This is a genomic window from Caulobacter sp. 05L422 (assembly GCF_056397765.1).
Map to the genome: position 1 here is coordinate 91,893 of NZ_JBFTOB010000018.1, position 17,586 is coordinate 109,478.

18 protein-coding genes are annotated in these 17,586 nt (G+C 69.4%); 5 read left to right on the forward strand and 13 right to left on the reverse strand.

Annotated elements, in window-relative coordinates; all coding sequences use genetic code 11:
- Window positions 1-9 precede the first annotated feature (9 nt).
- The 3 genes from AC1DMQ_RS17485 to AC1DMQ_RS17495 all read right to left on the reverse strand — a co-directional run bounded on the left by AC1DMQ_RS17485 (window position 10) and on the right by AC1DMQ_RS17495 (window position 2,405).
- Complete coding sequence (locus AC1DMQ_RS17485) at window positions 10-1,785, reverse strand: M56 family metallopeptidase (RefSeq protein WP_477034827.1); 1,776 nt, start codon at window positions 1,783-1,785, stop codon at window positions 10-12.
- Complete coding sequence (locus tag AC1DMQ_RS17490) at window positions 1,775-2,143, reverse strand: BlaI/MecI/CopY family transcriptional regulator (RefSeq protein WP_477034828.1); 369 nt, start codon at window positions 2,141-2,143, stop codon at window positions 1,775-1,777. The genes AC1DMQ_RS17485 and AC1DMQ_RS17490 overlap by 11 nt, the downstream gene beginning before the upstream one ends.
- A 106-nt stretch (window positions 2,144-2,249) precedes the next feature.
- Window positions 2,250-2,405, reverse strand: a complete 156-nt coding sequence (locus tag AC1DMQ_RS17495; RefSeq protein ID WP_477034829.1) for a hypothetical protein — start codon at window positions 2,403-2,405, stop codon at window positions 2,250-2,252.
- A gap of 243 nt (window positions 2,406-2,648) precedes the next feature.
- On the opposite strand from AC1DMQ_RS17495, the gene AC1DMQ_RS17500 reads away from it, so the two are divergent.
- On the forward strand, window positions 2,649-3,338 hold the full coding sequence (locus AC1DMQ_RS17500) for a hypothetical protein (protein ID WP_477034830.1): 690 nt from the start codon (window positions 2,649-2,651) through the stop codon (window positions 3,336-3,338).
- An 11-nt stretch (window positions 3,339-3,349) separates the two neighbouring features.
- Here AC1DMQ_RS17500 and AC1DMQ_RS17505 read toward each other — a convergent pair whose 3' ends face one another.
- From AC1DMQ_RS17505 to AC1DMQ_RS17540, 8 genes are all read right to left on the reverse strand, one after another.
- A complete protein-coding gene (locus AC1DMQ_RS17505; protein WP_477034831.1) occupies window positions 3,350-3,892 on the reverse strand; it encodes a DUF1697 domain-containing protein in 543 nt (180 codons plus the stop codon).
- 62 nt (window positions 3,893-3,954) lie between these two features.
- Window positions 3,955-5,127 (reverse strand): cystathionine beta-lyase, encoded by a 1,173-nt coding sequence (gene metC, locus AC1DMQ_RS17510; RefSeq protein WP_477034875.1) that lies wholly within the window; start codon window positions 5,125-5,127, stop codon window positions 3,955-3,957.
- A 256-nt stretch (window positions 5,128-5,383) separates the two neighbouring features.
- The gene (gene sseA / locus AC1DMQ_RS17515; RefSeq protein WP_477034832.1) at window positions 5,384-6,235 is read right to left on the reverse strand and encodes a 3-mercaptopyruvate sulfurtransferase; all 852 of its coding nucleotides are present in this window, start codon (window positions 6,233-6,235) and stop codon (window positions 5,384-5,386) included.
- Between the two features lie 78 nt (window positions 6,236-6,313).
- Window positions 6,314-6,886 carry an N-acetylmuramoyl-L-alanine amidase gene (locus tag AC1DMQ_RS17520; protein WP_477034833.1) on the reverse strand — a complete coding sequence of 191 codons (573 nt, stop codon included), beginning with the start codon at window positions 6,884-6,886 and terminating at the stop codon, window positions 6,314-6,316.
- A gap of 102 nt (window positions 6,887-6,988) precedes the next feature.
- Window positions 6,989-7,987: a cysteine synthase A gene (locus AC1DMQ_RS17525; RefSeq protein ID WP_477034834.1), complete on the reverse strand. Its 999-nt coding sequence runs from the start codon at window positions 7,985-7,987 to the stop codon at window positions 6,989-6,991.
- A 116-nt stretch (window positions 7,988-8,103) separates the two neighbouring features.
- The gene (locus AC1DMQ_RS17530) at window positions 8,104-8,424 is read right to left on the reverse strand and encodes a hypothetical protein (RefSeq protein WP_477034835.1); all 321 of its coding nucleotides are present in this window, start codon (window positions 8,422-8,424) and stop codon (window positions 8,104-8,106) included.
- 46 nt (window positions 8,425-8,470) lie between these two features.
- On the reverse strand, window positions 8,471-9,706 hold the full coding sequence (locus AC1DMQ_RS17535; RefSeq protein ID WP_477034836.1) for a class I SAM-dependent methyltransferase: 1,236 nt from the start codon (window positions 9,704-9,706) through the stop codon (window positions 8,471-8,473).
- A gap of 90 nt (window positions 9,707-9,796) precedes the next feature.
- Complete coding sequence (locus tag AC1DMQ_RS17540) at window positions 9,797-11,233, reverse strand: cryptochrome/photolyase family protein (RefSeq protein WP_477034837.1); 1,437 nt, start codon at window positions 11,231-11,233, stop codon at window positions 9,797-9,799.
- A gap of 50 nt (window positions 11,234-11,283) precedes the next feature.
- On the opposite strand from AC1DMQ_RS17540, the gene rfaD reads away from it, so the two are divergent.
- The 4 genes from rfaD (at window position 11,284) to AC1DMQ_RS17560 (ending at window position 16,270) form a co-directional block, all read left to right on the forward strand.
- Window positions 11,284-12,285, forward strand: a complete 1,002-nt coding sequence (gene rfaD, locus AC1DMQ_RS17545) for an ADP-glyceromanno-heptose 6-epimerase (protein ID WP_477034838.1) — start codon at window positions 11,284-11,286, stop codon at window positions 12,283-12,285.
- 86 nt (window positions 12,286-12,371) lie between these two features.
- Window positions 12,372-13,859: a hydroxymethylglutaryl-CoA synthase family protein gene (locus AC1DMQ_RS17550; RefSeq protein WP_477034839.1), complete on the forward strand. Its 1,488-nt coding sequence runs from the start codon at window positions 12,372-12,374 to the stop codon at window positions 13,857-13,859.
- 11 nt (window positions 13,860-13,870) lie between these two features.
- Complete coding sequence (locus AC1DMQ_RS17555) at window positions 13,871-15,073, forward strand: acetyl-CoA acetyltransferase (RefSeq protein ID WP_477034840.1); 1,203 nt, start codon at window positions 13,871-13,873, stop codon at window positions 15,071-15,073.
- 51 nt (window positions 15,074-15,124) lie between these two features.
- Complete coding sequence (locus AC1DMQ_RS17560) at window positions 15,125-16,270, forward strand: DUF3089 domain-containing protein (protein ID WP_477034841.1); 1,146 nt, start codon at window positions 15,125-15,127, stop codon at window positions 16,268-16,270.
- Here AC1DMQ_RS17560 and AC1DMQ_RS17565 read toward each other — a convergent pair.
- Together AC1DMQ_RS17565 and AC1DMQ_RS17570 are read right to left on the reverse strand one after the other, a co-directional pair.
- A complete protein-coding gene (locus AC1DMQ_RS17565; protein ID WP_477034842.1) occupies window positions 16,240-16,599 on the reverse strand; it encodes a DUF6285 domain-containing protein in 360 nt (119 codons plus the stop codon). The genes AC1DMQ_RS17560 and AC1DMQ_RS17565 overlap by 31 nt on opposite strands.
- The gene (locus tag AC1DMQ_RS17570) at window positions 16,596-17,573 is read right to left on the reverse strand and encodes a phosphotransferase family protein (protein ID WP_477034843.1); all 978 of its coding nucleotides are present in this window, start codon (window positions 17,571-17,573) and stop codon (window positions 16,596-16,598) included. The genes AC1DMQ_RS17565 and AC1DMQ_RS17570 overlap by 4 nt, the downstream gene beginning before the upstream one ends.
- Between the last annotated feature and the right edge of the window lie 13 nt (window positions 17,574-17,586).

Sequence of the window (17,586 nt, forward strand, 5' to 3'; positions counted from 1 at the left end):
GCGCGCCGTTTAGGCGCGCGCGCCCTTGGCCTTGAGGTAGTCGACGACCGCGTCGTGGCGATGCTTGAGCGCTTCGCCGAGGGGCGAGCGCGTGCCGCCGGGCCGGGCGGGCACGGCGCGGTTCACGTCGGCGCCCTTCTCGACCAGGTAACGGACCGTCTCCAGGTCGCCGGACTGGGCGGCGTTGATCAGCGGGGTCTCGTCGCCGGGCACGAAGGACTCCACCGAGGCTCCGTGCTCGACCAGGGTCTTGACCAGGTCCAGCCGTCCCGCGCCCGCCGCGGCGATCAGCGGGTCGCCGTCGCCGCGTACGGCCAGGCCGGCGTCGGCGCCCTTGGCCAACAACAGGTCGACCACCTCGGCCCGGCCCGAATGGACGGCCTCGATCAGCGGCGAGCCGTCGCCCGGCGCGGGTTGGTTCACGTTGGCGCCCTTGTCCACCAGGTAGCGGACCGTGGCCAGGTCGCCCGAGCGGATGGCGCTGATCAGCGGCGTGCCGTCGCCCGGCACGAAGACGTCGACCGAGGCGCCCTGTTCGACCAGGGCCTTGGCGAGGTCGGCGCGACCGGCGTCGGCGGCGGCGATCAGGGGCGCACCGTCGCCGCGCATGGCCAGGTTCGGATCGGCGCCGTTGGCCAGCAGCAGGTCGACCAGGTCGGCCCGGCCCTGCCGAGTGGCTTCGATCAGCGGCGTGCCGTCGCCGTTGGCCTCGAAGTCGACCTCGGCGCCGGCCGCGATCAGTTCGCGGGCCTTGGCCGCGTCGCCGTCTAGCACGGCCTTGTACAGCGGGCTTGCCCGATAGGTGGCGGCGTCGTGGCGGGAGACCTTGGGCGAGGCGCGGACTTCGCGCACGGGCTGGGCGGCCCAGACGGCGAAGGCGACGCCCAGCGACAGGGCGGCGACGGCGCCGCCGCCGATCAGACGACGGGCGCGGCCCTGGCGGTGCTGCTTGAGCATGACGAACCTCTCCTTGAGTTGCTTGTTGGCCGAGGCCGGCCAGTGGCAGCCGAGCGGCGGCGCGTGGGGCGCCAGTTGCGTCTTCAGCATCGCCTCGCCATAGGCCTGGCGCGCGACCGGGAAGCGGGTCAGGACGGCGGCGTCGCAGGCAATCTCCTGGTCGACGCGCAACCGGTTGGCGCCCAGGTGGACCAGGGGGTTGAACCAGCACAGACACTGCAGCGCCGTGGTCAGGGCGTTGATCTGGGCGTCGCCGGTCGACAGGTGGTTGCGCTCGTGGGCCAGGATCAGGGCCTGCTCCTCGCGGGTGAAGCGCACGGCGAAGTCGGCGGGCAGCACGACCCTGGGCGCCAGGGCGCCGATCACCGCCGGGCCGACGCCGCCGCGCTCCGAATGGAACACGCCGTCGTCATCGCGCAGGCGGCCCAGCGACTTGACGAAGCGCCGCTGGCGCTCGGCCTGGACGATCAGCGCCAGAAGGGCGACCAGCCCCCAGATGGCGAGCAGCGGACCATCGAGATCCAGCGTCGGCGTCGATGGTCGCGAAGCCGGGCCAGGCGAGGCGGCCGCCGGCGGCGCGGGCAGAGCGATGGTCGCCGGCGGGGCTGTCGAGGCGACGGGCACGAAAGGGGCAGGGGCTGGAACGGTCACCGTCCGCGCGGGCAGCAGCACCGCCAGCGTCGCCAGCGGGGCGATCAGCCACAGGGCGTAGGCGGCGCGAGCCCCGAACAGGCGCCGTACCGGACGGCGCAGCAGCAGCGCCAGGATCACGGCGGCGCCGATCGCCAGGTTGGCGCGGATCAGCAGGGCCAGCAGGTCACTGGCCATCGTCATGCGCCTTCAGGATGCGGCGCAGCTCGGCGACGTCCTCGTCGCTCAGGCGCTCGCGCTGCGAGAAGTGGCTGACCAGCGGGGCCAGACGGCCGTCGAACAGGCGGTCCAACAGACCCTTGCTCTCGGAATGGACATAGTCGCCCTGGGCCACCAGCGGCCGGTAGAGGAAACGCCGACCGTCCTTGTCGGCGGCGATGGCGTTCTTCTTTAGCAGGCGATTGAGCAGCGCCTTGACGGTGCCCTCGGCCCAGTTCTGGTCGTCGGCCAGGGCGATGGCGATGTCCTCGGCGGTCATGGGACTCCTGGCCCACAACGCCTTCATGATCTCGCTCTCGGCGGTGCTGATCCGCATGGGAACCTCTCTTGTTCCCTGCAACGATTACCGACGTAAACGTTGGCGTCAATCAGCGATTATGAATGTAAACGATATGTAATGCGGCGGGCGTTCGAGACGGCGGTCAGGCCAAGGAGTCGTGATCGATCGGCGGGAGCGGCGCCCGGGCGCGGACGCGGATAGGCCGGAGCATCAGCTTGGGCGGGAGCAGTTTCCAGGCGAATGGAAGGGCCAGGGCCACAAGCACGCAGGCCGCCGACAGCTCGAAGAGCCAATTCATGGGTTTCGATGTCTCGAAGTTGGCCACGTCCAGGTCGATCGACCGCCTCGGGGCGGCTCGCTCTCGACGGCCAGTCACGAGATATGGGGTGGCGTGACCCCGATTATCAGGCCTGGCTCATATATGGCGTATTTTGCTTGAACTCCTCTTTTGGTTGCGGACGCCAGGAAAGCCATTCATCCTGGCGGGAGCGATCCGGAACGGCTGGCGCAGCGGGCCGACGCGTCGCCTTGGGGGGACGCCATGCCGGTTCAACAGATCACCATCGCCCTATCGAACGATACGATCCGGGCGCTGCAGGGCCTGGGCTACGCCTTCTATGCGATGAGGGGGGTCAGCACGACCAGCGCCGGCAGCAGGCCGCTGATCTGGCAGGCCTCGACCGCGTTCGCCAACAACATGACGATCGACCTCGGCATCCAGTACGCGGCCTACATGTCGGACACCCAGATCGCCGGCGGCGTGACCGTGGTCCAGTCGACCTCGGCGCCGGTGCAGTTGGGTCAGACGGCCACGCTGGGCGAGAACTTCGTGATCGTCGTCACCTCGGCTGGAAAGGCCGGCGCCGTGACCCTGGTCAACGGTACGACCCAGCCCTTCACCACCGGCTTGGCCGACCGCGATGGTGTTCCGCAACCCACGCCGGTCTTCGCCGCGCCGCTGTATGGTCTGGGCGAGTCCATCATGGCGCCGCTGGACCAGTTCCTGCTGACCTTCAACACCCAGGGCATGGCCCCGGGGACGGCGATCGAGCACGCCATGTCGCAAAGCCTGCTGGTCGACATGGGCCAGCAGACCGCCGTGACGGTGTCGTACGACATCAATACGGGGTGGAGCGCCGGCGGCGCGCCCTGGGCCCAGACGGTCAAGGCCGGAACGCCGCTCGCGCCGCTGCTGGCGCACCAGACGCCGATGCTCCGGCGCCCGGCCTGACGGTAGACGCCTCAGTCGCCGAGCATGGCCTCCAGCGCGAGCACCGTGGTCCAGTTCCGGCCGGTGATCCGCGTCCCAAGCGTCTTTTCCACGAGGCTGTTGGTCAGTTTCGAGCCGCCGATCCCGTCGGGATAGGTCGCATAGATCTGACGGCTCTCGGCCCGCGCCTGCTCGGTCCCCCGGATCGCGGCGCGCAGGGCGCCCATGGCCTTCTTGTCGGGGGTGTCCTTGCAGAACAGGACCATCAGCCAGCCGGGGTCTTGGGCAGCGAACTCGGAGAACGGATTGGCGGCGACCATGGCGCGCCAGGCGTCGGCCGTGCGCACATAGACGTCGGTGCGCAGCGAGAAGCGGTCCATCAGCGCGGTCTCGATCTGGGTCTGCAGCTCGGCGCCGGTCTGCTCGCCGCTGGTGAACAGCAGGTCGCCGGGCTTGGGGCCCGCCTGGACGTCCGCGTGGCCCAGTTCGGTCAGCAGGGTGGTCAGTTCGTCCGCCGTCACCTGGCGGTTTCCGGCGGCGTTGACGCCGCGCAGCAGGGCGATGTGGACGGTCATTGAGAGGCCTTTCGAACGAGGCGGTTGTCTAGACCCTCGCGACCGCGCCGTCGCGGTTCGATTTAGCCGCCGCGTTCCTGGGCCAACGCCGCGAAGCCGCGCTCCAGGTCGGCGATCAGGTCGGCGGTGCTCTCCAGCCCGACGTGCAGGCGCAGCAGCGGGCCTTCCAGGCTCACCGGGATCGAGCGGTTCTTCAGCTGCGGATCGCAGTGGATGGCCAGGCTTTCGTAGCCGCCCCACGAGAAGCCCAGGCCGAACAGGTCGAGCGCGTCGAGGAAGGCGTGGACGGCCTTCTGCGAGGCGGGCTTCAGCACCACGCCGAACAGGCCGCAGGCGCCGGTGAAGTCGCGCTTCCACAGGGCGTGGCCCGGATCGCCTTCCAGGGCCGGATGCAGCACGCGGGCCACCTCGGGCCGATCCTGCAGCCAGCGGGCGATCTTCAGGCCGGCGGCTTCGTGGGCGGGCAGGCGGGTGGCCAGGGTGCGCAGGCCGCGCAGCACGGTGTAGGCGTCGTCGGGCGACACCGACCAGCCGATGTCCCACATCGCGTCGCCCAGCTGGTTGCCGATCACGTTGTCGGCGGTGGCGGCGCTGCCCATGAACACGTCCGAGTGTCCGCCGACATATTTGGTCAGGGCCTGGACGCTGATGGTCACCCCGTGGGCCAGGGGCTTGAAGTAGAAGCTGGCCGCCCAGGTGTTGTCGATCAGGGTCAACACGCCGCGCGCGTTGGCGGCGGCGGCGATGGCCGGGATGTCCTGCATCTCGAAGGTCAGGGAGCCGGGGGCCTCCAGCAGGATCATCCGGGTGGCCGGCGTGCACAGGGCCATCAGGGCGTCGGGCGACAAGGCGGGGTCGTAATAGGTGGTCTTGACGCCGAACCGGGTCAGCACGCGGTCGCAGAACCGGCGGGTGGGCTTGTAGGCGCTGTCGACGACCAGGATCTCGTCGCCGGCCTTCAGCAGGGCCAGCATGACGCCGGTGATCGCCGCCAGACCCGAGGGATACAGCGTGACGTCCGGCGAGCCCTCCAGTTCGGCCAGGGCCAGCTGCAGGTTGGCCGGCGAGGACAGGCCCGTGATGCCGTAGGTCAGCTGACTTTCATCATACAACGAGGCGGCGTTGGGCATCAGCACCGTCGAGCCGCGCTGGACCGGCGGATTGACCGTTCGGGCCAGCACCGTGCCGCCCTTGGGCGGGGCGCCGCTGCGGACCAGGCGGGTTTCTTCATCCAGGGGCATGGGCGGACTCGGTGGGCTGCTGACCCTTGTGGTTTAGGGCGCGGGGGCGAGCCGGTTCAAGGCAGGAAATCCCAAGCGGCGGGGAGAGATGCTGGTTGGGAGGTTCAATGCGGCGAATACTTGCCCCCTACGGACCGCTTCGCGGTCGTCTTCCCCCAGAGGGGGAAGAGGCGCGTCGCGTAGGGCGTCCTCCGCCCCCTATGGGGGCGGACAGGCGACGAAGTCGCTAGGTGGGGGCAAGTGGGTGTGATCAGGCCTCGCCCGTCGCCACCGGCACATCCTCGCGGCCGCCCCATTCCGTCCACGAGCCGTCGTAGACCGCGGCCCGGGGCTTGCCGAGCCGGGCCAAGGCCAGGGAGACCACGGCGGCGGTGATGCCCGAGCCGCAGGTGGTGGCGATCGGCTTGGCGATGTCGACTCCGGCGGCTTCGAACACGGCGGGCAGCTTGTCGGCCGGCAGCATGGTCCCGTCAGGGGCCAGCAGGGCCGACAGCGGGATGTTGCGCGAGCCGGGGATATGGCCGCCGCGCAGGCCGGCGCGGGGTTCGGGGTCTCGGCCCTCGAACCGGCCGGCGGCGCGGGCGTCGATCACCTGCTCGCGACCGGTCTCCAGGTTGCGCTTCATCTGGTCGATCGAGCGGACGATGTCGGCCTGGAAGCGCGGGGTGAAGTGGCGCTCCTGTGGGGTGACGGCCAGGTCCTCGACCGGGCGGCCCTCGGCGATCCACTTGGGCAGGCCGCCGTCCAGCACCACCACGTCCTCGTGGCCCATGGCGCGGAACTCCCACCAGACGCGGGCGGCGGGCAGGATGCCGCTGGTGTCGTAGACCACGATCCGCGAGCCGTCGCCCAGGCCCAGCTTCTTGACCCGCGAGGCGAATTTGATCGGCGAGGGCAGCATGTGCGGCAGGTCCGAGTTCTCGTCCGAGATCTCGTCGATGTCGAAGAACACCGCGCCGGGGATGTGGGCCAGGTCGTATTCGGCCTTCGGATCGCGCTTGGCGGCCGGCATGTGCCACGACCCGTCGACGATGCGGACGTCGGGCGCGTGGAGGTGGTCGGCCAGCCAGGCGGTGGAGACGAGCGGATCGGCAGGGGTCATGCGAAAGCCTTTCGGGGTCTGACTCGCCCCTTCGAGAAGGCGGGCAAGATCACGCGATCGGCGGCGAGGGGCAAGCGGTCAGGGATGCGCCTCGCTAAGGGAATGCTCGCGGGCCTCCTCGACCATCTTCTCCTGCACGCGCTGGATGACGTCGAGCTTCTTGACGTTCTTGCCCGGGCAGGCGTGGGTGGTGGCCGGGTCCTCGCGGTGCAGGCGCATCGTGGTCGGATCCAGGCCCAGCACGGCCGACAGGGTGGCCATGGCCGCCACGGCGTTGTCGCGGACCAGCGCGCCGCGACCGCTGTCGAATGGATCCTTCTCGTAGTCGCCCAGCATCTCAAGGCCCAGGGCGATGGTGTTCCAGCTCGGCGAATGGACACCGGACACCGTCAGCGGCGTGAAGACCCAGATCTGCTTGTCGTCGACGAACAGATGCGGCCCCGCGCTCCATTTCTGCTGATCGCGATAATAGGCCTCGAGATTGGCGATGTGTTTCGGGGTGAAGCCGTCCGGCCTCTGGGCCAGATTGGGCACGCCGGTGTTGTGAAGCGCGATGAACTTCGGCCGCCACGCCGACCACGCCAGAGCTTCGCAATAGGTTTCGAAAGCCTCGGGCGTGAAGCTCTTGCCGACAATACCCTTCCAAGCCATCAGGCCCTCCCGGTTCGACTTCCGTCGATCCTGCACCGGGCGGTTGAATTCTGCAACTTCTAGGTCGGTAAATCGGGCGACGCCCGTATTCCGAGCTTGGCCTTACATCCAGGGCGGGGTCGGCAGGCCCTTCTCGGCCAGGAAGGCGGGGTTGAACAGCTTGCTCTGATAGCGCGAGCCGTGGTCGCACAGGATGGTCACGATGGTGTGGCCAGGACCCATGGCCTTGGCCATGCGCACCGCCCCGGCCACGTTGATCCCGGTCGAGCCGCCCAGGCAGAGGCCCTCGTGCTGCACCAGGGCGAAGACCTGCTCCAGCATCTCCTCGTCGCTGACCCGGAAGGGGTAGTCGACGGTCAGGCCCTCGAGATTGGCGGTCACGCGACCCTGGCCGATGCCCTCGCTGATCGAGGTCCCTTCCGATTTCAGCTCGCCCTCGGCGTACCAGCTGTAGAGCGACGCGCCGCCGGGGTCGGCCAGGCCGATCTTCACGTCGGGCTTACGGGCGCGCAGGGCTGCCGCGACGCCGGCCAGGGTGCCGCCGGAGCCCACCGCGCAGATGAAGCCGTCCACCTTGCCGTTGGTCTGCTCGAAGATCTCCGGCCCGGTGGTGTCGAAGTGGGCCTGGCGGTTGGCGACGTTGTCGAACTGGTTGGCCCAGATCGCGCCGTTGGGTTCCGTCTTAGCCAGTTCCTCGGCCAGCCGGCCGGAATAGCGCACATAGTTGTCGGGGTTGGAGTAGGGGACGGCGTCCACCTCGACCAGCTCGGCGCCGAGCAGGCGGATGGCGTCCTTCTTTTCCTGGCTCTGGGTGCGCGGGATGACGATGGTGGTCTTGTAGCCCAGGGCCGAGGCGACCATGGCCAGGCCGATGCCGGTGTTGCCGGCCGTACCTTCGACGATCCGGCCGCCAGGACGCAGCAGGCCTCGCGCTTCGGCGTCGCGGATGATGGCCAGGGCCGCGCGGTCCTTGACCGACTGGCCGGGGTTCATGAACTCGGCCTTGCCGAGAATCTCGCAGCCGGTGGCGTCGCTGGCGCGGTTGAGGCGGATCAGCGGCGTGTCGCCGATAGCGTCCAGAACGCTGGTCTTCACGGTCATCTCTTCAGTCCGGCCGGTCGGGAGGTCGGCATGGTAGATCGTGATGCGCGGCCCGTAAGCAAGGCCAGTTTTCCTGAAGGCGTCGCCCGCGGTTTCAGGGTTTGCGAAGGCGGGCTCTAGTCGATCCGCTGGGTGATGATCACGTTCAGCAGCGCCAGGTTGCCGTTCACGGTGGCCGCCGCGCACCAGGCGCCGTGCAGGCCTTCCACCTCGACCAGATGGTTCTCGATGGCGTCGACCATGATGCCCTCTGCCACGGGGAACGACGCTTCGCCCAGCAGCTGTTCGTCCTCCAGCTCCTTGCACCAGGCGGCGACCGCGTCGGTCGGCGCGTCGGCCTCGAACTGGGTGATGTAGGTGCCGCCGTGGAAATCCAGGACCAGGGTGTAGAGGTTCATCGGGCCGACCTCGGTTACGCAGTCGTGCAGCTTACGCACATCGAAGGTCGGGACGCCCGCTTCCGTTTTCCAGGGCAGCGCGCGGTTAAACCCGGGAAAGCCCCAGCTGGATCACGTTGGTGCGTTCGGTGCGGAAGCCGGCTTCGCAGTAGCTGAGATAGAACCGCCACAGCCGGCGGAACCGCTCGTCGAAGCCCAGGCCCTTGATGTCGTCCCAGGCCGCCTCGAACCGCGCGGCCCATTCGGCCAAGGTGTCGGCGTAGTTCTGGCCGAAGCGGTTGACGTCGGTCCAGGCCAGGCCGGCGGCGTCGGTTTCCTGCTTCAGGCGAGCCTCGCTGGGCAGCATGCCGCCCGGGAAGACGTATCGCTGGATGAAGTCGGTGTGGCTGCGATAGCGGGCGAACAGCTCGTCGCGGATGGTGATGATCTGCAGGCCGGCCCGGCCGCCGGGCGACAGCACCTCGCGGATCTTGCCGAAATAGGTCGGCCAGTACTCCTCGCCCACGGCCTCGAACATCTCGATCGAGGCGACGCTGTCGAACTTGCCCTGGACGTCGCGGTAGTCGATCAGCCGAATCTCGGCCTTCTCGGCCAGGCCCTGGTCGAACAGGCGCTGCCGGGCGAAGTCGTGCTGGGCCTGGGAGATGGTGACGCCGGTCACCTTGGCGCCGACCTCCTTGGCCGCGAACTCGGCGAAGCCGCCCCAGCCGCAGCCGATCTCCAGCACATGCTGGCCGGGCTTGAGGTCGATCGACCTGGCCAGGGCCGCGTACTTGGCGTGTTGGGCCTGGTCCAGCGGTTGGCTGGGGGCTTCGTACAGGGCCGAGGAATAGGTCATGCTGGGGTCGAGCCAGCGTGAATAGAAGGCGTTGCCCAGGTCGTAGTGGGCGTGGATGTTCTTCTTGGAGCCCTGCCGGTCGTTGCGGTGAAGCATGTGGTAGAGGCTATTGACCGCCTGCATCAGCGGATTGCCGCGCACCAGGGCCGTCAGCCGGTCGAAGTTGCGTGAAAAGGCCTCCAGCACCACCGACAGGTCGGGGGTGTCCCATTCGCCGGCCATGTAGCCCTCGGCGAAGCCGATGTCGCCCGAGGCCAGGGCCCGTCGGATGAACCGGTAGTCGTGGATTCGGATCACCGCGTCCGGACCCGCCGTCTTGCCGACGATGCGCAGCGGCTTTCCCGACGGCAGGACGAAGGTCAGGTTTCCCACCGCCCAGTTCTCCACGGCGACGCGGAGGGCGGTGCGGAAGGCGGCCGGAGCGCGACGCAGTTCCGGATCGCGGGCCGTGGCCGGCCAGGTCGAAGGCAGGATATCGGTCATCGACGCGGTCCCATCCCTAACTTGAGAACCAAAGTAAGAACTCTCGGAACCGAACTGTAAATGGGGCTGCTACCTAGGCGCGTGGAAGGTCTATTCTCCCCTGAGGCCGCGATAGGCCTCGAGCGCGCGTTCGCGCGCCGCCGCATGCCCCACGATCGGTTCTCCGTAGATACGCTTGGCGGCGGTGGTTAGTTGCGCTGAAGCTTTCCACGGCTCGTGGATCAGGGCGTCGGGCAGGTTCGCCAGCTCGGGAACCCAGCGGCGGACATAGACGCCGGCCGGATCGAACTTCTGGCCCTGGGCGATCGGGTTGAAGATCCGGAAATAGGGCGCCGCGTCGGCTCCGCTGCCCGCCACCCACTGCCAGTTGCCGACATTGTTGGCCAGATCGGCGTCGACTAGCGTGTCCCAGAACCAGGCCTCGCCCGCTCGCCAGTCGACCAGCAGGTGCTTGACCAGGAACGAGGCGACGATCATCCGCACGCGGTTGTGCATGAAGCCGGTCGCCCACAGCTCGCGCATCCCCGCGTCGACGATCGGATAGCCGGTCTGGCCCCGGCTCCAGGCCTCGAAGGCCGCGTCGTCGCGCATCCACGGAAAACCGTCGAATTCGGGCCGGAAGTTCGCTCTGGGCAGGTCGGGATTGTGGAACAGGATCGAGTGATTGAACTCCCGCCAGCCGATTTCGGACAGGAACTTTTCGACCTGGCCGGCGGGCGCGTCGCCGGCCTCGGCGGCGTTGCGGGCGGCGACCCAGACCTGGCGGGGGCCGATCTCGCCGAAGTGCAGGTGCGGCGACAGGCGCGAGGTGGCTTCGACGCCCGGCAGGTCGCGCCGGCGGTCATAGTCCTCGACCGGTCCGGATAGGAAGTCGTCCAGCCGCTCGCGGGCGCCGGTCTCTCCTGGTGTCCAGAGATCGAAGCCTCCGGACCAGTCGGGCTTGCTCGGATGCAGGTTCCAGCTTTCCAGCGCCTCAGTGCGCGGCCAGTGCTCCGGTGCGGTCAGGCTTTTGGGCGCTGGCTCGGCGTGGACGTGATGCAGCTCGTCACGGGCCGCGCGCCAGTAGGGCGTGAAGACCTTGTAGGGTTGGCCCGAGCCGTTCTTGACCGTCCAGGGCTCGTTCAGCAGGCCAGCGTTGAAGCTCTCGCAGGCGATCCCTTCGTCCTTCAGCCAGGCCTTGATGGCGCTGTCACGGTCGATGGCGGCGGCGTCGTAGAGCCGGTTCCAGACCACGGCGGCGGGCCCGGCGTGGGCGACGACGTCCTCCAGAACCTCGCGCGCCGCGCCGCGCCGCAGGATCAGCCGCGAGCCGATCGCTTTCAACGAAGCGGCGAGGGCGGTCAGCGACTTGTCGAGCCACCACAGCGACGCCGCACCCATCGGGCGGACACCGGACGTCTGGTCCAGGATGTACAGCGGGATCACCGGCCGCCCGGTGGCCGCCGCGGCGGCGAGGGCGGGGTTGTCGGCCAGGCGCAGGTCGTTGCGCAGCCAGACGATGACAGGGCCGTCCCGATCGATCCGCACGTTCACTCCGACGCCTTGCTCCCGCCGCCCCCTGTGCCATAACGCCTGACATGTCCAGACGCGTCATCCTCGTCACCGGCGGCGCCGGCTTCATCGGCTCCAACATCGTGGCCAAGCTGTGCGAGGACGACAGCCTCGACGTCGTGGTCTGCGACTGGCTGGGCGAGGCCGCCGAGAACAAGTGGAAGAACCTCGCCAAGTCGCCGATCGCCGACTTCGTGCCGCCCGAGGACCTGTTCGAGTGGCTGGCCGAGCGTGGCGACGAGGTCGAGCTGGTCATCCACATGGGGGCGATCTCGTCGACCACCGAGCCGGACGCCGATCTGATCGTGGAATCCAACTTCGTGCTGTCGCGCGACCTGTGGCGGTGGTGCGCCCTGCACAAGCGTCGGCTGATCTACGCCTCGTCGGCGGCCACCTATGGCGACGGCCAGCAGGGTTTCGACGGCAAGGACGACCTGGAAAGCCTCAAGGCCCTGCGGCCGCTGAACGCCTACGGCTGGTCCAAGGCGCTGTTCGACATCTACGCCGTGCGCGAAGCCGCCCGCGGCCACGCCCCGACCCAGTGGGTGGGGCTGAAGTTCTTCAACGTCTACGGCCCGAACGAGGACCACAAGGGCGGCATGAAGTCGGTGGTCTGCCAGATCTGGCCCAACGTCGCGGCGGGCGAGGGCGTGCGGCTGTTCAAGTCGCACCACCCCGACTACGAGGACGGCGGCCAGCTGCGCGACTTCGTCTATGTGCGCGACGTGGCCGACGTGGTCGCCTGGCTGGCCAAGAGCCCGCACGTCAACGGCGTCTACAACCTGGGTTCGGGCAAGGCCCGCTCGTTCAAGGCCCTGGCCGAGGCGACGTTCCGCGCCGTCGGCCGCGAGCCCGACATCGACTATTCCGACATGCCCGAAGTGCTGCGCGGCAAGTACCAGTACTTCACCCAGGCCGACATGAGCCGCCTGCGCGCCGCCGGCTACAACGCGCCGATGACCTCGCTGGAGGACGGCGTCGAGGACTACGTGGCGGGCTTCCTGAACACCGACGACCCGTACCGCTGACGTCAGGTCACACTTGCCGACCCTTTCCGCGAGCGTAAGCTGATCGCCGATAACTCGCCGGGACAGGCGCAGATCGGGAGTGGAACATGGTCGGCATCGCCGCCTGGGGCGCCTATGCGCCGCGCCTTCGCCTCAGCCGCAAGGCGGTCACCGAGGCCAACGCCTGGGTCGCGCCGAACCTGCGGGCCAAGGCCAAGGGCGAGCGGTCGATGGCCAACTGGGACGAAGACGCCCTGACCATGGCTGTCGAGGCGGCCCGCGACGCCCTGGGGCCGGACGACGACCGTTCCGCCGTCGACGCCCTCTATTTCGCCTCGACCACGGCGCCGTTCGTCGATCGTCAGAACGCGGGCATCGTCGCCGCCGCGCTGACCCTGGAGAAGGCCGTCGCCTCGGCGGACATCACCGGCTCGCGGCGTTGCGGCCTGACCGCCCTGGGCCAAGCCCTGGCGGCGGTGCAGGGCGGTGCGGCCGGGCGCGCCCTGGTGGCGGCCGGCGAGCACCGGCGGGCTCGCGCGGCGTCCAGCCAGGAACTGGACAACGGCGACGGCGCGGCGGCCTTCGTGGTCACGGCCGATGGCGGGGCGGCGCAGTTCCTGGGCCGAGGCAGCATCACCGACGACTTCGTCGACCATTTCCGCGGGGCCGACAGCGACTTCGACTACGGCTGGGAGGAGCGCTGGATCCGTGACGAGGGCATTGTCAAGCTGGTCCCGCCGGCCATCCGCCAGGCGTTGGAGAATTCCGGCCTAAGCGGTTCAGACGTCACGCATTTCAGCTTTCCGTCGACCTTCGCCGGCATGGCCGCCAGCCTGGCCAAGACGGTCGGGATCGCCCCCGAGGCGGTGCGCGACAACCTGGCCCTGACCCTGGGCGAGGCCGGCTGCGCCCACGGCCCGCTGATGCTGGCCCACGCCCTGGAGCAGGCCAGGCCCGGCGACGTCATCCTGGTCGCCCAGTTCGGCCAGGGCGCCGAGGCGTTGGTGTTCCGCGTGGGCGACGACGTCGAAAACGCCCGCCCGGCGCGTGGCGTCACCGGGTCTCTGGTCGATCGAAAAGTCGAGGACAACTATCTGAAGTTCCTCACCTTCAACGGCCTGGTCGAATGGGACAAGGGCATGCGGGCCGAGAAGGACAACAAGACCGCCCTGACCACCCTCTACCGCAACCAGGACATGATCCTGGGCCTGGTCGGCGGTCGCTGCCGCGAGACCGGCGTGGTCCAGTTCCCCCGCACCCGCATCTCGGTGGCCCCTAACAATCCCGGCGTCGACACCCAGGAGCCGTACCGCTTCGCCGAACGCAAGGCCTCGGTGCTGAGCTACTCGGCCGACTACCTGACCTTCTCGATGAGCCCGCCCAACCACTACGGCATGATCGTCTTCGAGGGCGGCGGGCGGATCATGATGGACATCACCGACGTCGAGCAGGGCGAGGTCGACAGCGGCCTGCCGGTCAAGATGGTGTTCCGCATCAAGGACGTCGACGAGAAGCGCGGCTTCACCCGCTACTTCTGGAAGGCCGCGCCGGACCGCGCGGCCATGGCCAAGAACACCGCCCTGGCGGCGGAATAGGGAGAGCGACCATGGCCAAGGGCATCCGCGACAAGGTCGCCATCCTGGGGATGGGCTGCAGCAAGTTCGGCGAGCGCTGGGACGCCGGTCCCGACGACCTGATGGTCGAGGCCTATGTCGAGGCCATGGCCGACGCCGGCATCGAGCCCAGCCAGCTGGACGCGGCCTGGTTCTCGACCCATGTCGACGAACTGGGTACGGGCAAGGGCGGCACGCCGCTGTCGATCGCCCTGCGCCTTCCCAACATCGCCGTCACCCGGGTGGAGAACTTCTGCGCGTCGGGCTCGGAGGCTTTCCGGGGCGCGGTCTACGCCGTGGCGGCGGGGGCGGCCGACATCGCCATCGCGGTGGGCGTGGAGAAGCTGAAGGACACCGGCTATGGCGGCCTGCCGGTCGGCAATCCCGGCACCCTGATGCCGCAGATCATCCCCAACGGCTCGGCGCCCGGCAACTTCGCCCAACTGGCCAGCGCCTACCGCGCCAAGCACGGCGTCTCGCGCGAGGACCTGAAGCGGGCCATCGCCCACGTCTCGGTCAAGAGCCACGCCAACGGCGTAAAAAACCCGAAGGCCCACCTGCGCAAGGCCGTCACCGAGGAGCAGGTGCTGAACGCCCCGATGATCGCCGAGCCCCTGGGCCTGTTCGATTGCTGCGGCGTGTCGGACGGCGCGGCCGCCGCCATCGTCACCACGCCCGAGATCGCTCGGGCGATGGGCAAGAAGAACCTGACCATGGTCAAGGCGCTGCAGCTGTCGGTCTCGAACGGCTACGAGAGCCAGTACAACGGCTGGGACGGCAGCTACTTCCACACCGCCCGCATCGCCGCCGGCAAAGCCTATCGCGAGGCCGGCATCGAGCGGCCGCGCGAGCAGATCTCGATGATGGAGGTGCACGACTGCTTCTCGATCACCGAGCTGGTGACCATGGAGGACCTGTTCATCTCGCCCGAGGGGCAGGGCTGGCGCGACGTGCTGGACGGCTTCTACGACGCCGACGGCGGCCTGCCGTGCCAGATCGACGGCGGGCTGAAGTGCTTCGGCCACCCGATCGGGGCGTCGGGCCTGCGCATGCTCTACGAGATGTACCTGCAGCTCCAGGGGCGGGCGGGCGAGCGGCAGCTGAAGGACCCGGTGTTCGGCATGACCCACAATCTGGGCGGCGCGCCGGCCAGCAACGTCTGCTCGGTGGCGATCATCGGACAGGAAGGCGCATAAGGCTTTGCGGGGCGTCTCGCGCCGCGCGTCGGCTTCGTGTAACCAAGGCCCATGGCCGACCGGTTCAAGGGTTTCAAGCGCTGGATCTTCGCGGGGGCGGTGCTGTTCCTGGCGCTGGTCCTGACGGCGGCGTTCTACTGGCGCTACGACATCCTGCGCACCACGCTCGATCCCAAGGTGCCGTTCCAGACCTATGAGCCGCCGCCGGCTCCGAACTACGCCAATCCCAACGCCTGGGCGTTGCTGCCGCAGCACGGCGCGGCGGGCCGGGGATCGGCCGACGTCTTCTTCGTGCATCCCACCAGCTATGACGGCGGCCGCGACTGGAACGCGCCCTACGACCAGCCCAAGGCCGCGCGGGACATCGCCCGGGTGATGCTGCCCAACTACGCCGCGCCGTTCGCGCGGGCCGGGCGGATCTTCGCCCCGCACTACCGCCAGGCCAGCCTCTACACCTTCCTGACCCTGCGCGACGACGCCCGCGACGCGCGGCGCTTCGCCTATGACGACGTCCGCGACGCCTTCCGCCACTACCTCAAGCACGACAACGGCGGCCGGCCGATCATTCTGGTCGGGGTGGAGCAGGGCGGCATTCTCGCCGACCGTCTGCTGGACGAAGAGATCGCGCCGAACGCGGCGCTGCGCGGCCGCCTGGCCGGCGTCTATCTGATCGAGACGGTCGTGCCCGCCGACGAGTTCGGCCCCGGCGCGCCCGTGCCGGCCTGCGCCAGCCGCAACGAGGCCGGCTGCGTCGTCGCCTGGGCGTCGCTGACGGACGGCGATTTCCAGCGGGCGCAGGAGCTGACCAGCCGGTCGCTGGTCTGGAACGCGGGCGGCGAGCTGGTGACGATGGACGGCCGTCCGCCGCTTTGCGTCAACCCGCTGCTGGGGGCTCGCGACGAGACCCGCGCCCTGGCCAAGCTGAACCTCGGCGCGGTCAACGCCACGGGGCTGGAATGGGGCTCGCGGCCGGCCCTGCTCAAGCGCCAGGTCTGGGCCCAGTGCGAGAACGGCCTGCTGCACACCGGCCGCCCGAAATCGACCTCGCTGCGCGACAGCGGCTCGTGGACCGACCGCCGCAAGGTCGACGGCTTCAACCTGTTCTGGGCCGACATCGAGGCCGACGCCCTGGCGCGGGTGGCGGCGCTGAAGGCGCGTGGGGCCGTTCAGCTCAACAGCGCCGCCAAGCCCCAATAGGTCGGCTGGTCGATCGCGATCTGATCCATCGCGGCGGCCTTCAAGTGGGCCAGAACCGCCGGATCCAACGGTGGCAGGCGACCGTCCGCCAGTCGGACGCAAAGCTCGGCGTTCAGCATCTCGAAGTCGCCGTCCAGGTCGAGCAGGGCGCGTAGTCGTTCGAGCGCCGCCGCTTCCGCCGCCGGTCCCTGCGCCGTTTCGCGTTCCAGCGTCGCGCGGGCGTTGTCGGCGACGCGGGCGATGAAGGCGGCCCGGGCGTCGCCGGGCGGCCCGGCTTCGACGGCGGTCAGGGCCTTGGTCAGTTCGGCGGCGGTGGGGTGGGTGATCATGCGGCCCGTTCCATCAGCAGCACCAGGTCGATCTCGGTCTCGCTGGCCCGCCGGCCGATCATCGCGCGCTCGATCGAACGGTCCGCGCCCGAGGCGAAGCTGGCGTACATCATCAGGCACATGACGCCCCATTTCAGCGAGCCCAGGGCCTGCCAGAACAGCAGCCGGTCCAGCGACACCGGCGCGCCGCCGGCCGCGGCGTGGCCGTCCAGCAGGTCCTGGTAGTCGCCGAACCCGCCGACGGGCTTGCGCCATTGCCCGAACCGCCAGGAATTGACGCAGATCCAGCCCAGGTCCTCGGCCGGGTCGCCCAGATGGGCCAACTCCCAGTCCAGCACCCCGACGAGACCCGCCTCGGGGGAGATCATCAGGTTCCCATTGCGAAAGTCGCCGTGGACCAGCACCGGCCGCTCCAGCGGCGGGGCGCGGTCGGCCAGCCAGCGGAAGGCCGCCTCGAACACCGGCCGCTGGGCGCCCGACTGCCGATAGACCTCTTCGTAGCGCGCCAGTTCGCGGGCGGCGTCGGAGGCGGCCAAAGGCGGCAAACCATTCAGCGGCGTGGCGTGGATCGTCGCCAGCACCTCGCCGCACCGCCGCGCCAGGCCCGGGCGGACGCCGGCGAAGGCCTCGTCGCGGACGATGCGCTTGCCCAGGGTCTCGCCCTCCAGCCGGCGCATGACATAGGCCTCGCCCAGGCCGTCGGCGGGCTCGCACACCCGGATCACCTCCGGCACGGGCGCGCCCCTCGGGGCGACGGCGGCCTGCAGGGCGGCTTCGGTCGAGAGCGGCAGGGCCGCGGCGCTCATCGACCCGCCCGGCGGTCGCCGGCGCAGGATCAGCGGCGTCCCGTCGTCCAGGTCGAAGGCCCAGGTCTCCTGGCTGGCCCCGCCCGACAGCCGGCGGGCGTTCACCGCCGTCGTCGCGCCGGGCGACAGGCGCGGGGCCAGGGCGGAAAGGGCGGCGGGCACATCCATGTCGCCAGCCTCC